Here is a 13,716-nt window from a genome sequence, read left to right as displayed (position 1 = left end):
CGGAATGGACCTGTTCCCGACGGCCACGACGGCCGACGAACGCACCCGCGGCGCCGAGGTCGCGGTGCTGCCCGTCGGCAGCTTCGAACAGCACGGAGCGCACCTCCCGCTCGCCACCGACGCCCTGATCGCGACGACGATCGCCGGCGCCCTCGCCGCGGCGTACCCGGTGCTGCGGCTCCCGCCGATCACGATCGGCTGCTCCCACGAACACGCGGACTGGGCGGGCACGGTCAGCGTTTCGGCCGCGACCCTGTACGCCGTCGTGAACGACGTCGCGGCCTCCCTACGCCGTTCCGGCATACAGAAACTGGTGCTGGTGAACGCGCACGGCGGCAACTACGTCCTGTCCAACGTGGTCCAGGAGTCGACATCGCCGATGGCGCTCTTCCCCGGCGTCGAGGGCTGGCAGGCGGCGCACGACGCGGCCGGGCTGGAGACGTCGCTGGACAGCGACATGCACGCCGGGGAGCTGGAGACCTCCCTTCTGCTGCACGCGCACCCGTCGCTGGTCCGGCCCGGTTTCACCGAGGCGGATCACCTCGCCGACGACAGGCGGCACCTGCTGACGGTGGGACTGCGCCCGTATTCGGAATCCGGGGTGGTCGGGCGGCCTTCGCTGGCGACGGCGGAGAAGGGACGGCTGGTGCTGGAGTCACTGGTGGAGAGCTTCGGGGACACCCTGGCCGCTCTCGGCTGACTCGATCAGGTCCAGATGCGGCAGGAAGTGGTGCATCCGCTCCTGTTTCGTCCGCAGGTACCGCAGGTTCTCGTCGTTCGGCGTGACCAGCAGCGGCACCCGCTCACTGATCCGCACCCCGTGCCGTTTCAGCTGGTCGACCTTCGCCGGGTTGTTGGACAGCAGCCGCACCGACCGCACCCCGAGGTCGTTCAGGATCTCGGCCGCGGCACGGTAGTCGCGCGCGTCCACCGGCAGCCCCAGCGCGATGTTCGCCTCGACGGTGTCGAGCCCTTCGTCCTGCAGCCGCATCGCCTTCAGCTTCGCGAGCAGGCCGATTCCGCGTCCTTCGTGTCCTTGGGCGTACACGAGGATTCCGGCCCCCTCGTCGACGATCGCCTTCAGCGCGGCGGCCAGCTGGTCACCGCATTCGCAGTGCATCGAGCTGAAGACGTCTCCGGTGAGACATTCCGAATGGACCCGCGCCAGCGTGCCGAAGGCCGCGACGTCGCCGTGCACGAGCGCCATCTGTTCGGTGCCGTCGGCGTCCAGGTACCCATACGCGCGGAAGACGCCGTACCGGGTGGGCAGCCTGGTCTCCACGACCCTCTCGACGATCATCGGGTTTCTCCTGTCTGTTCGGTGACTCCTGACAGAACGCACGAGCAGGACGCCCGCACCGGGAAGGCTGGAGAAGAGCGCGAGCACGCCGTAGACGACGGCCACGGTGACGCCCTGCGCCGAACCGAGCCCCGCCGCGCCGAACAGCAGCGCGCAAACCCCTTCGCGCGGGCCCCAGCCGCCGATGTTCAGCGGGAGACCCATCGCGAGCAGGGCGAGGATCATCAACGGCAGCAGGTCGCCGACCGGCGCGGTGATCCCGGCGGCGCGCGCGGCGACGACGAACAGCGCGAGATGCCCGGCCAGGGTGGCGATCGAAAGCAGGCTCACGCCGGGCCAGGTCTCCTTGGTCAGCAGACCGAGCCGGACGTCGGCGAGGGTGACGGCGAACCCGCGGCGCCATTTCGATCCACTGTGGATCCACCGCTTCCCGGCCGTCATCCCGGTGACGATCAGTGTGAGGGCGAGCGCGACCACCACGATCCCGGCGCCCGTGACGACTCCGTCGATCGGCGACGGCACCACGGAAGGCGCGCTCAGCACGACGGCGACCGAAGCGCCGACGACCGCGATCTGCCCGGCCGTGCGCTCCAGCACCACCGCGCGGACGCCGCGCGGGACGTCGCCGGCTTCGCGGCCGTGCTGCACGGCCCGGTTGACGTCGCCGAGGACGCCGGCGGGCAGAACACCGTTGAGGAACAACGCGCGGTAGTACTCGCCGACCGCGCTCGGCAGCGACAACCGCAGACTGAGCCGCCGCGCGACCAGGCACCAGCGCCAGGCACTGAAAACCGTGGTGGCGAAACCGATCCCGAGCGCGGCGGCGATGCCGGCGGCGTCGACCTCGCGCAGCCCGGCCAGGAACGCGCCCGTCCCCAGCTGCCAGACGAGCACCCCGAGGATGCCGAGCGCGCCGAGGATCCGAAGCCACGGCCAGCACCGTTTCACGCAGGCACCACCAGGAGGTCTTCGTGCTGGATCACCGCGTCCAGCTCGCCCGCCGCGCACTGCGCGAGCCGCCATCGCAGGTAGGCGTCCCCGTCCGCCGCCAACTCCGGCCGCTGCTCGCAGGCGGCGCCGACCCAGCCGGTGAGCCATTCCGCGGTCAGCGCGGCCTGGTCGGCCCCCAGCCGCCATGGGCTGGGAGCGCGCCGAACGGTGGCGCCGAGCCGTTCGAAGACGCCGAACGCGACGTCCACCGCGTCCGGTCCGAGCAGCCACCGGCCGTCGGTCACGCGGCGCTGGTGCGCGTTGAAGGCGTCGGAGACCTCGATGTCGAACTTGTCCTTGGGCGACAGCACCACCCGGCCCGAAACGCTCAACGTGAACAGGACCCCGCAGCCCGCTTCGACGCAGGCCTCCGCCAGCCGGGACATCTCCTCGGCGGTGAGCAGATCGAGCAGCGCCGACGCCGCCACGAGCGAGGTCCCGGCGAAGTCCTCCGCGCGGAACTCGGTGATGTCACGCTGTTCGGTGACGACGGTGACCTCGCTTCCGTCCAAAGCGTGTTCCGGACGGCTGGTGCGCGACAGCGCGTGAGTGAGCAGGTCGGCGTCGCGGTCGTGCAGGATCCAGCGCTGACGGCCGGGCAGCCGCACCGCCAGCCAGCGGCCGAGCGAACCGGTGCCACAACCCAGATCCCGGATGACGACCTCTTCCCTTCCGGCCAGGAACGCGCGCACCGGTTCGATCAGCTCGGTCGCGCGGGCGGCGGCGTCGGCGTCCTCACGCAACTGAAGCCAGCTCGGGGCGAACTTGGTCATGCCGCCGTCCTTTCGCTCAGCAGCACGGCGGCGACACCGCGGGCCGTCTCGTCCCAGCCGGTCAGCGTCTCGCGGCGAAGGCGGGCGGAGGCGCGAAGACGGTCACGCAGTTCAGGCTCGGTGAGCCAGCGGCGAAGGGCCGCGGCCAGCGCGTTGACGTCCTCACCGGGGACGAGCATCCCGGGCACACTGCCGTCGGACGCCTGGCCGAGGGTGTCCGGCAGCGCGTCGACGGCCGTCGTCAGCACGGGAACCCCGTGTGCGAGCGCCTCGGTGACGACCATCCCGTAGGTCTCCGCGCGCGACGGCAGCACGAGAAGGTCTGCGGCCGCATACGTCGCTTCGAGCGCTTCGCCGGATCGAGGGCCGACAAGGGTGAACCGATCGCCGAGCGTGTGCCGACGCAGGCGTTCGACGTAACGGGTCTCGCGGGGAATCGCACCGACGCACTCACAAGTCCACGGTAGATCTTTGAGCGACCTCAACGCTTCCGCGAGCGTGCCCTGTCCCTTGCGCGGAGTCACGTTGGCGACGCAGACCAGCCGCGTGCCGGCCCGGTTGCCGGAAGCGACTTCGGCCCTGTCCACCCCGGGCGGCACCACGTGCACGCGATGCGGGGCGAGGTCGTGGTGCTCGATGAGCCGTCGCGCCGCCCAAGCGCTGGTCACGACCACGGCCTCGACCGCGGTGAGCGTCTCCCGCTCCAGCCGGTCCAGCTCGGCGGCGAGCGAAGGCGACAGTCCCGTCTCGTCGGCCAGCGGGAGATGCACCAGCACCGCGATCGACAGTCGTCGCGCGGACGGCCCGATCACTTCCGGCACCCCGCAAGCGACCAGTCCGTCGAGCAGGACGGCCGCACCGTCGGGCAGTCCGGCGAGTTCACGCGCCAGCGCGGCGCGTGCCCCGGTGTCGGGCCGCGGCCAGTTCCCGCGCACGGCGATCTCGTGGACCTCCAGCCCCATCGCGGTGAGGCCGTCGCACAGCCTCCGGTCGTAGACGTTGCCGCCGCTGGGCGCGCCCACGTCGTCGATGTCGTTGGGCAGGACGACGTGGAGACCGGTCACAGCGCACGCTCGTAACTCGCCCAGGCGACGTGGGACTCGTGCAGCGAGACGGTGAGCCCTTCGAGCCCGCGCGCCCCCTCGCCGAGCGCTCCGGCGTGGACGCGGTCGGCGAGCCTGTCCGCGATGACCTTCGCGAGGAACTCGGTCGAGGTGTTGATCCCGGCGAACTCGGGCACGTCGTCGAGGTTGCGGTAGTTCAGGTCGGCGAGCACCGCTTTGAGCTCTTCGGTCGCCTTGCCGATGTCGACGACGATGTTGTCGGCGTCCAGTTCGGACCGGCGGAACGTCGCGTCCACCAGGAAGGTCGCCCCGTGCAGCCGCTGCGCGGGGCCGAAGACCTCGCCTCGGAAGCTGTGGGCGACCATGACGTGGTCGCGGACGGTGATACTGAACAACGGACCTCCTCCGATCGTGCCTTAACGCGTGTCCTCCATCTGATAGGTCACACGGAGGCAGAGCGTTCCTGGTTCATTCGCGGCCAGACGCGGCATGACGTCCGGTAGTTCTCGGAACAGACAGTGCCCGCTGACCAGCACTTCGAATCCTGGATCGGCCAGCAGGCGCAAGGCGAGCGCCAAGCGGTCGGCGTAGCCGCGGTTCAGGCGACGGGACGGCGAGACCATGCCGACCTGGCTGGAGCGGATCGCCAGCCGCCGGGAATGGAAGTTCTCGCCGAGCGGGACACTGACGCGGCGGTCGCCGTACCAGCTCAGCTCGATGACCTCGCCCTCCGGCGCGAGCAGCTCCAGTGATCGCGCGAGCCCCGCCTCGCTCGCGCTCGCGTGCACGACGAGGTCGCAGTCGCCCAGCGCGTCCTCCGGTGTCGAGAAGTCGACACCGAGCGCCTCCGCGACCTTCGCGCGCTCCGGGTCCACGTCGATCAGCTGGACCCTGGTCGCGGGAAACCCGGCCAGCAGTTTCGCGACGCTGCTGCCCACCATCCCGGCGCCGACCACGGCGATCCGGTCGCCGAGTTTCGGCGACGCGTCCCAGACGGCGTTGACCGCGGTCTCGATCGTCCCCGCGAGGATGGCGCGCTCCGGCGGGACCCCGCGCGGCACCGGCGTCACGGCCGACGCCGGGACGACGTAGCGCGTCTGGTGCGGGTAGAGGCAGAAGACGACTTGCCCGGCCAAGTCTTCCGGACCACGTTCGACCACGCCGACATTGAGGTATCCGTACTTCACGGGCCCAGGGAAGTCGCCGTCCTGGAACGGCGCGCGCATGGCCTCACGTTGACTCGGTGGGACCTCGCCGCGGAAGACGAGCGTCTCGGTGCCCCGGCTCACGCCCGAGTACAGGGTGCGGACGAGTACTTCCCCGTCGCCGACCGGAGGGAGGGAGACCGGCCTGATCTCACCGTCGCCGGAACCACTGAACCAGAAGGCGCGTTCCATCGTGTCCTCTCATGTCGGACCCTGGAAGCGGGGTCACTGCCACCATAACGAGGAGGCCTCGTGATCAACCCCGGAGTTTTCCTGGGGGTCCTCGTCCAGCTGGCGCTGCTGGGGACGCTGGACGCCGTCGCCGGGCTGGGCCCGCTGGGCTGGCTCGCCGGAGCGGCCTACGGCCTCGCCGTCGGCGGATTCCTGACCTACGGCCTGAACCGGAGCACCGCGCGCTCCCTCGGCCCGGCCGACGCCGTCACGCTCGGCAGGTCCGGGCTGGTCGGCTGCGTGACCGCGCTCGTCGTCGACACCGCGGGCCGGGAGATCGCCGCGATGGTCGTCCTCGCGTCGATCGCGCTCGTCCTGGACGCCGTCGACGGCCAGGTCGCGCGCCGCACCGGGACGGCGTCCCCGCTCGGCGCGCGGTTCGACATGGAGGTCGACGCGTATCTGATCCTGATCCTGAGCGTGGTCGTCGCGCAGTCGCTCGGGCCGTGGGTGCTCACGATCGGCGCGATGCGCTACGTGTTCGTCGCCGCGAGCAGGCTTTGGCCGTGGCTGAACGCGCCGCTTCCGCCGAGCATGGCGCGCAAGACGGTCGCGGCGGTCCAGGGCATCGTGCTGGTCGTGGCGGCGTCGACGATCCTGCCGCTCTGGGTGGGCTTCGTGGTCACGCTGGGCGCGCTGGCGCTGCTGACGTGGTCGTTCGGGCGCGACACGTGGTGGCTGCTGGAGCAGCACGCCTTCACCGCCGCTCCGGCGTGATCACGCGTACTGCGCTTCGCCGTTCCCGATCGACCAGTTGACCGGATCGGTCTCCATGATCGTGATGAGCACGTTCCGCGGCTCGGTCCCCGAATACTCCTCGGCGAGTTCCGTGATCCGCCGGTAGAGCGACTTCTTCTGCTCGTCGGTGCGCCCCGGCCGCATGGTGATCGAGACGAACACGACCCCCTCGTCGCGGTGGATCCCCAGGTAGTCGTCGTATTTCAGGGTGCTCTGGCCGTTGAGGACCTGGAAGCGGTCGTCGGCCGGGATGCCGATCGTTTCGACCATCGCGTCGTGGACCGCGTTGCCGAGGGCTTCGAGCTTGCCGGTCCCGATGGCGTCGATGCGCACGAGGGGCATGTCAGTTCTCCTTGGTGGCGAGCAGGCCGAGGGCGCCGTCGACGGCTTTCGCGAAGACGTCCGGTGAGCCGGCGGCGCGGGCGAGGATGTAGCCGCCCTGCAGCGCGGCGACCAGCGCGGTCGCCGTGGCGAGCGGGTCGAGCTTCGCGTCGAGTTCACCGGCCGCGCGGCCCTCGTCGAGCAGCTCGGCGAGGCGGCCCGTGAGCCAGCCGAAGAACTCCTCGACCGGCTTGCGCAGATCCGCGTCGGCCATCACGTCGGGATCCTGGGCGAGCCTGCCGACCGGGCAACCCTTGAGCACGGCGCGCTCGCGGCGCAGGTAGACGGTGATGCGCTCGACGGCCGAGCCGGGCCCGGAGAACTCGGCCTCCGCCCTGGCGCGAAGGTCGTCGGCGCTGCGGACGATCGCGGCGAGCGCGAGTTCGGACTTGCCCTGGAAGTGGTGGTACATGCTGCCCTGGCCGGCGCCGGAACGTTCCTGGATCGCCTTCGGGCTGGTGCCGACGTAGCCGCGCTCCCACAGAAGTTCGCGAGTGCTCTCGATGAGCTTTTCCCTCTTGTCCACGACCTGACCGTACATACTAGTAGGTACAGTGAGCAAGGGGGAGCAAGGGACCTTTGCTACCACTTTCGCGAGAACCCGCAGGTCAGGGCCCAGGTCTCCGCATTTAGCCGACTAACTGCGTCCCCCTCCGAAGGCCGACGGCCGTGAAGGCCTCCTTCCCTACCCTCAAAGTAGGCAAGGAGGCCTTCACGGACAGCGAGATCGCCACAGGCGCCCCACGCGTCACCCCAGGCGCGTGAAGCCCATGCCCAGGTACATGAAGGCCCCCTTCCTTGCGCCTAAGTACAGCAAGGGGACCTTCATGTACCGCCAGATCGTCACAGGCGCCCCAGCGTCCTCAAGCCTCCCACCCGACGCACGTGAAGCCCCTTCACACGGCTCAGCCGAGGAAACTCGACCTTCGCACGTGTCCCAAGTTCGTGAAGGGGGGCCCTGGGTCCCTCAAGGAGGCCTTCACAGACCACCCAAGCCTCAAGACCGCGAGTCCTGCCCGAACCGCTCCCACTCCCGATCCCAAGCCGCCCGCCGCGCCCGGTTCAGCAGCTGCCGCGCGACCAGATACCCCGCGGCCAGCAGCGCCACCGCGGCCAGCCACACCCCCACCCCGACACCGATCCCCGCACTGGTCGCGTCCATCGGCATCACCGGCGGCTCGGCCACGGCGCCGGACTCGTCGAGCCACACGGTCACCGCGTCCCCCGCCGAAGCACCGAGGTCGGCGCTCACGAGAGCCTCCTGAAAGCCCCCATCCGGCAACGCCCACCGCGCCGCCACCGAAGCCGTCTCCGCGGAAGGCATCCCGTCGACGCCGACACGCGCCGGCGGCGCGTCCTCGAGCAGGAAAGCGGTCGTCGAGTGCCGCGAAGCCGTCTCAAGAGCCGAGCGCGCCATCATGGTGGCGTAGGCCTCCGAGCCGGCCGCCGCGGCCAGCGGTACACCCAGCAGCGCCGCCAAGACGCCGCCGACGAGGATCACCGCCTCGATCCGGTCCGGGATCCGGGCCAGCGGATTCCGGCCGAGATGGATTCGGCGCCACAGGAACACGAGCCACATGACGGACCTCCTTCACCGGCCCCCACCGACAAGACTGCGCCGGAAAGAACCGGAGTAACAGGAGGCTTTGGTCCCGTCAGCGGCTCTCACCAGGGACCACGTACGCGGCGGCCGCCCGGTTCATCGCATGACGTGTTCGTACGCGCGCTTCAGGTCCTCGACCCGGCCCGGAGGCGCGACCAGCGGTCCCTTCGCCCAATCGCAGCCGAGTTCGTGCAGGACCTGCAGTTGTCGCGCGGTTTCGACCCCTTCGGCGACCACCACGAGGTCGACGGCGTGCGCCATCGCCATGATCCCGGCGACGATCGGCTCGGCGTCGCTCGACCTGCCGAGGTCGGCCACGAACGAGCGGTCGATCTCGATCACGTTGAGATCGAGGCGGCACAGCTGGGCGAGCGAGGAATACCCGGCGCCGAACCGTTCCGCGGTCACCCGCACCCCGGTCTTCCGCAGCGCGTCGACCGTGTCGGCCGCGTCTTTCAGCGCCGTCTCGTCGACGTCGAGGCACAGGTCCTGCGGCCCCAGCCCCGCGGCTTCCAGGGTTGTCTGAACCACTTGCAGCAACGCGGGATCGCCCAGTTGGCGGACCGAAAGGCTCACATTCACATTACAGTTCACACCATGATCGGCACGCCATCGAGAGATCTCGCGGGCGGCCTTGGCGAGGACCTCCGCCCCGATGACCGTCAAAAGATCGCCGTCGTCGGCGATCTCGGCCAATTCCGCCGGATCGATCGGCCCGCGCTCCGGATGAGCCCAGCAGGACTTCGCCTTCACCGCGACCATGTCACCGGTCCGCAAATCGACGACGGGCTGATAAACGGTCTCGACCAGGCCTGCGGCGACGGCATTGCGCAGATCCTGTTCCAGCGCGAAACGGTCTTGTACTCGTTTTCGCATGATCGGCGCATAGAACGCATATCGCCCCGGCCCGAAAGTCTTGGCCTGATACATCGCCAAATCGGCGTCTTCCAGCAATTCGTCGGCGCTGCGCCGATCGCCCGGTTCGGCGATCACTATTCCAATACTCGTATTTATATGCAGTTCGCGGCCGTGCACGGTCAGCGATTCGGCGAGCCGCCGCTGGAGATGGTCGGCGAGTGCCCGCACCTCGGCGGCTTCGGTATAACCGGTGGTGATGACCAGAAACTCGTCCCCGCCGAGCCGACCGACCAGGTCCGAAGGCCCGGCGGCGGCCCGCAGCCGGTCGCCGATGATGCGCAGCACCTGGTCGCCGACGGTATGACCGAGCGAATCGTTGATGATCTTGAACTTGTCGAGGTCGATGAACATCACGGTGGTCGTATGCGCCGGATCCGCGTTCGTGCGGCGCAGGTGGTTCAGCGCGAGGGTGCGGTTCGCGAGCCTGGTCAGCGGATCGTGGGTGGCCTCGTAGGCCAGCCGTTCGCTGATCGCCCGCCGCTCGGTGATGTCGGCGAAAGACGTCAGCACGGAGGGCACGCTCTGCCCCGGCGCCATCAGCGGACCGGAGGTCAGCGAAAGCCATCGGTGCGCGCCGTCGCGCCGCCGCACCTGCACGACCCGCCCGGTCTCGACCTTGCCGGAACGCCGCACCCGCGCGGACGGCAGATCGTCGACGGGCACCGGGGCACCGTGCTCGTCGTGCAGCCGCAACGTCCGGCTCTCCAGGCCGACCAGGGAACCCTGCGGCACCCCGGCGATGCGGTGCGCCGCGGAGTTCGCCAGTTCGATCCGCCCGCCCGGGCCGACCAGCAGCACCCCCTCGTCGAGCGTCTCGACGACGGTGGCGAATTCGGCCTCGGCCCGGCGCTGCGCGGTCTCGTCGGCGCACAGCAGCACGTAACCGTCGAACATCTCGGCCGCGGAGACCCGCACGGCCAGTGCCGTGCCGTCGGCGCTGTAATGCGTCGCCTGCACGACACCACCCGAGGCGACGACCTGCCGCGGGCTCATCGGCGCGCCGACGACCTCGGCCACCGGAACCCCGATGACCTGGTCGAGATCATGGCCGTAGACGGCCTCCGCCGCCGGATTCCAGCTCGTCACGAGCCCGTCGGGGGAGGTCGCGATGATGGCGTCGCTCGCGTGGCCGACCAGCGCGGCCTGAAACCGCAGACCGGCCTCGGCCGCCTTCTGCGTGGTCAGGTCGCGCATGATCACCTGGTACGCGGGTTTGCCCTCCCACGTCGTGAGCACCGCCTGCGATTCGACGGTGACACGCCTGCCCTGCAGGGTCCGCAAGGTCATCTCCGTCGGCTCACTGAACGAGCCGGGCGAAACCAGCGAGCCGATCCGCGCCAGCAACGCGTCCTGCGAGCCGGCATCGACCAGGTCGGTGATGTGCATCCCGATGATCTCGGTCGACACCTTCGCGCCCACGAACCGCATCGTGGCCGAGTTCACGAAGACGACTTTGCCCCGCTGATGGACACAGATCCCGTAAGGGCTCGCCTCCACCATCGTGAGATATTGCGTTCCCAATGCGCCGCCGTCGGAATTTTGCTCCAAAAGGCGGTACCCCTGACCGAGAAAGGCGAGCGCGGGTTCACCGCGCTGATCCCTCTCGGCGGACAACTCGGTCAGCAGACGGACGAGCGACGCGTGCCGGTCGGGTTTTCCCACCGTGCGGGTCGCGGTGCCGTTCGCTGGCGAGGAATCCTGATCCGAGGGCCGGTGGGTGTCGGGAGTCCCACCTTCGAGATCGTCAGGATCCATCTGATCCAAACCCCCTACTCGACTGATGTAGCTTCCGATTAGATCACTAAATCGACGTAGCCGTCCTCCCCGGACAGCTGATCGGTGCGGCCATTCCACCCCAGCGTTGACCGAATGTAGTTGAAGGGAAACACGTGCGGAGCAAAACAGACATCTGCGGCATCGGCGCCGTAACCGCCTACGGCTGGGGCCGCGAATCACTGTGGGAGGGCCTGGCGAGCGGCGTCCCCTGCGCCCAATTCACCGAAGGCTTCGGCGAAACACCGGATCGACCGGGCTGGGTCGCCCACGTCCCCGAGGGCGGCCGGGACAGGGACGGCAGCCTGCACGCGCGCGCCCTGCTCGCGGCGGCGCGAGAAGCCATCGAAGACGCCGGCGCGCGGGGCTGGACGCCGGGCCGCCGGGTCGGCGTGATCTCCGGCGGCGTGCGCGAGGACCTGCGCACCTGGGACCGGCTCATCGAGATGGGTGAGCAGCTCATGTACCGGCGCGAATTCATCGGCATGATGCCCTCGACCCCGATCGCCACCCTCATGGCGGAGTTCGGTTTCCACGGCCCTTCCATGGCGACGTCCGCGATGTGCGCGACCGGCGGCGCCGCGGTGCTCACCGCGAAGATGTGGCTGGACGCCGGCATGGCCGACGACGTGGTCGTGGTCACCACGGATCTGTCCGCGACCAGGCCGATGGTGCGGAACTTCGTGCACTGCGGGGTGGCGGTCACCGACGTGCCCCCGCTCGAGGCGTGCCGACCTTTCCAAGAGGGCACAAGGGGTTTCACCTTCTCCGAGGCCGCGGTCGCGGTGGTGCTGACCCAGCGGAAGACCGAGTCGTACGCGACGCTGCGAGGCGGCGCCATGACCCACGAGGCGCACAACGCGATGGCGCTCGACCCCGATCCGACGAACGCGATCGCGGCGGTGACCGGGGCGCTGGAGAACGCCGGCGCCGCGCCGTCCGACGTCCGCTACCTCAACGCGCACGGAACGGGTACGAAACTCTGCCACCGCACGGAATCCCGGATCCTCGAAGCGGTCTTCCCCAAGGAGACCGAGATCTACTCGATCAAACCGTTGACCGGGCACAGCCAGTCGGGCAGCGCGCTGACCGAGATCGCGGCGATCTGCCTCGCGGCGGAGCGCGACCTGGTCCCGGCGCCGAAACCGGTGGCGGAAGGGCATTCGCAGCTGATGGACGGGCCGTCCCGGCCGGAAAGCGGGCTCACTGTCAAGACGTCGATCGGGATGGGCGGCTACGTCGCGGCCGTCGTGCTGGAGACCGCCTAGCGAGCAATTCGATAACACACGGTCTCTTCGCCGTCACGAGCTGTCATCATGTAGCGACAAGCACTGAGCACGGAGGCGACCATGGGCCCGCGAACGGCGACCGACAACCTCGTCCACAACTACCTGTTCTTGCGGCGTGCCATAGGTTTCCTCGGGATCGGGCTGCCCTTCGTGCTGGTCTTCGGGAAGATGGCCGTCGACGGCGGCGGCCTGCTCAACTCGATCAGCGGGTACTACTACTCGGGAATGCGGGACGTCTGGGTCGGTGTCATGTGCGCCATCGGCGTCTTCCTGTTGTCCTATCGGGGTTACGGCCGGGTCGATGACATCGCGGGCAACATCGCCGCCGTGGCCGCCGTCGGGGTGGCGCTCTTCCCCACGACACCGGCGAACGGCGACCGTACGGACGAGATCGTCGGTCTGCTGCACCTCGGCTTCGCCGCGGTCTTCTTCCTCACCTTGGCGTTCTTCTGCATCGTGCTGTTCACCAAGTCGGACAAGGAGATCCCCGGCGCCCGCAAACCCGTGCGGAACCAGCTGTACGTCGTGTCCGGCGTGATCATGCTGGTGTGCCTGGCGTTGATCGTGCTCTGCGGGCTGGTCTTCGACGACCTGACCAAGGATCTCTACCCGGCGCTGTGGCTGGAGTCGATCGCGATCCTCGCGTTCGGTGTCGCGTGGCTCACCAAGGGCGGGACCCTGTTGCCGGACAAGCCGGTGACGGCGGGGACCCGCGTGACGGCCTGACCAGTGCCGGAGCCGCGCCGGTCAAGGTAAAGGAACCTTTGCGCTCGGCCGGGTCGTTGACCCCTCATGACCGATCGCATCGCATTCCGCCTCGGCCGCCGCGACCTGCTGGTGGTCGCGGGGATTCCCGGGGCCGGCAAGACCACCCTGCTGTCCCGGGCGGCGACCGGCGCCCTACCCGTGCTCGACTCCGACCAGGTCCGCGCGCGGCTGCGCGAACGGCTGCCGCCCTCGGTGCCGTACCGGTTCTACCGGCCGGTGGTCCACCTTTGGCATCGCGCGCGGGTTGTCCGGTCCGCGCTGGCCGACGGCGGCCCGCTCATCGTGCACGAGCCCTCGACCCGCGCGACGACCCGCGGGCTGCTCGCCCTGCTCGGCATGGTGAGCCGCCGCCCGGTCCGGTTGCTGTGGCTCGACGTCACCCCGGAGGACGCCCGCGCGGGCCAAGTCGCGCGCGGGCGCGTCATCCGGCGGCACTCGTTCGCCCGCCACGTCAAGAGGGCCGAGAAGGTGCGCCGCGCCCTGCGCGACGGCTGGGTGCCGTCAGGCTGGAGCGGCGCGCGGATGGTGACCCGCGAGGTCACCGGAGCACTGCGCTTCGTCACCGAGGAGGAGCCGGGGAGAGACCGCTCAGGCGACGTCCGGCTCCTTCGCGTCGAGCGGCCCGCGGCACCCGCCGTCCGCGCCGGCTAGCGGTTCCGGTTCGGGTTCGTCCGCGGGCATCG

At 69.6% G+C, this 13,716-nt stretch carries 14 protein-coding genes; 5 read left to right on the top strand and 9 right to left on the bottom strand.

From position 1 onward, the window contains the following. Nucleotides 1-4: 4 nt before the first annotated feature. The gene (locus tag ACFVM3_RS13165) at nt 5-700 is read left to right on the top strand and encodes a creatininase family protein (RefSeq protein ID WP_378438326.1); all 696 of its coding nucleotides are present in this window, start codon (nt 5-7) and stop codon (nt 698-700) included. On the opposite strand, the gene ribA is transcribed toward ACFVM3_RS13165, so the two are convergent. The 5 genes from ribA to ACFVM3_RS13140 are packed head-to-tail and all read right to left on the bottom strand — an operon-like array spanning nt 656 to nt 5,524. Further along, nucleotides 656-2,248 carry a GTP cyclohydrolase II gene (gene ribA, locus ACFVM3_RS13160; RefSeq protein WP_378438324.1) on the bottom strand — a complete coding sequence of 531 codons (1,593 nt, stop codon included), beginning with the start codon at nt 2,246-2,248 and terminating at the stop codon, nt 656-658. The genes ACFVM3_RS13165 and ribA overlap by 45 nt on opposite strands. Beyond that, the gene (locus ACFVM3_RS13155; RefSeq protein ID WP_378438322.1) at nt 2,245-3,063 is read right to left on the bottom strand and encodes an SAM-dependent methyltransferase; all 819 of its coding nucleotides are present in this window, start codon (nt 3,061-3,063) and stop codon (nt 2,245-2,247) included. Before ACFVM3_RS13155 ends, ribA begins: the two co-directional genes overlap by 4 nt. Then, nucleotides 3,060-4,127 (bottom strand): glycosyltransferase family 4 protein, encoded by a 1,068-nt coding sequence (locus tag ACFVM3_RS13150; protein WP_378438320.1) that lies wholly within the window; start codon nt 4,125-4,127, stop codon nt 3,060-3,062. The genes ACFVM3_RS13155 and ACFVM3_RS13150 overlap by 4 nt, the downstream gene beginning before the upstream one ends. Continuing rightward, the gene (locus tag ACFVM3_RS13145) at nt 4,124-4,522 is read right to left on the bottom strand and encodes a 6-pyruvoyl tetrahydropterin synthase family protein (RefSeq protein ID WP_378438318.1); all 399 of its coding nucleotides are present in this window, start codon (nt 4,520-4,522) and stop codon (nt 4,124-4,126) included. Before ACFVM3_RS13145 ends, ACFVM3_RS13150 begins: the two co-directional genes overlap by 4 nt. 21 nt (nt 4,523-4,543) lie before the next feature. After that, nucleotides 4,544-5,524, bottom strand: coding sequence for a zinc-binding alcohol dehydrogenase (locus ACFVM3_RS13140; protein WP_378438316.1), 981 nt, complete (start codon nt 5,522-5,524; stop codon nt 4,544-4,546). A gap of 60 nt (nt 5,525-5,584) precedes the next feature. Here ACFVM3_RS13140 and ACFVM3_RS13135 point away from each other — a divergent pair, with 60 nt between their 5' ends. After that, entirely contained in the window at nt 5,585-6,280 is a 696-nt protein-coding gene (locus ACFVM3_RS13135) for a CDP-alcohol phosphatidyltransferase family protein (protein WP_378438314.1), read from the top strand. Here the strand turns inward: ACFVM3_RS13135 and ACFVM3_RS13130 are convergent, their stop codons facing one another. The 4 genes from ACFVM3_RS13130 to ACFVM3_RS13115 form a co-directional block, all read right to left on the bottom strand. After that, nucleotides 6,281-6,643, bottom strand: coding sequence for a tautomerase family protein (locus ACFVM3_RS13130; protein WP_378438312.1), 363 nt, complete (start codon nt 6,641-6,643; stop codon nt 6,281-6,283). 1 nt (nt 6,644) lies between these two features. Beyond that, nucleotides 6,645-7,208: a TetR/AcrR family transcriptional regulator gene (locus tag ACFVM3_RS13125; RefSeq protein ID WP_378438310.1), complete on the bottom strand. Its 564-nt coding sequence runs from the start codon at nt 7,206-7,208 to the stop codon at nt 6,645-6,647. Between the two features lie 471 nt (nt 7,209-7,679). Then, on the bottom strand, nt 7,680-8,261 hold the full coding sequence (locus ACFVM3_RS13120; protein WP_378438309.1) for a hypothetical protein: 582 nt from the start codon (nt 8,259-8,261) through the stop codon (nt 7,680-7,682). Nucleotides 8,262-8,381: 120 nt separating this feature from the next. Further along, on the bottom strand, nt 8,382-10,958 hold the full coding sequence (locus tag ACFVM3_RS13115; protein ID WP_378438307.1) for an EAL domain-containing protein: 2,577 nt from the start codon (nt 10,956-10,958) through the stop codon (nt 8,382-8,384). A 134-nt stretch (nt 10,959-11,092) separates the two neighbouring features. On the opposite strand from ACFVM3_RS13115, the gene ACFVM3_RS13110 reads away from it, so the two are divergent. The 3 genes from ACFVM3_RS13110 to ACFVM3_RS13100 all read left to right on the top strand — a co-directional run bounded on the left by ACFVM3_RS13110 (nt 11,093) and on the right by ACFVM3_RS13100 (nt 13,684). Continuing rightward, complete coding sequence (locus tag ACFVM3_RS13110) at nt 11,093-12,244, top strand: beta-ketoacyl synthase N-terminal-like domain-containing protein (protein WP_378438306.1); 1,152 nt, start codon at nt 11,093-11,095, stop codon at nt 12,242-12,244. An 81-nt stretch (nt 12,245-12,325) separates the two neighbouring features. Continuing rightward, nucleotides 12,326-12,991 carry a DUF998 domain-containing protein gene (locus tag ACFVM3_RS13105; protein ID WP_378438304.1) on the top strand — a complete coding sequence of 222 codons (666 nt, stop codon included), beginning with the start codon at nt 12,326-12,328 and terminating at the stop codon, nt 12,989-12,991. A gap of 66 nt (nt 12,992-13,057) precedes the next feature. Then, a complete protein-coding gene (locus ACFVM3_RS13100; RefSeq protein ID WP_378438302.1) occupies nt 13,058-13,684 on the top strand; it encodes an AAA family ATPase in 627 nt (208 codons plus the stop codon). Nucleotides 13,685-13,716: the final 32 nt, after the last annotated feature.

It is taken from the genome of Amycolatopsis sp. NPDC057786, from assembly GCF_042797905.1.
Classification (GTDB): domain Bacteria; phylum Actinomycetota; class Actinomycetes; order Mycobacteriales; family Pseudonocardiaceae; genus Amycolatopsis.
This window is presented reverse-complemented; position numbering and strand designations above follow the sequence as displayed.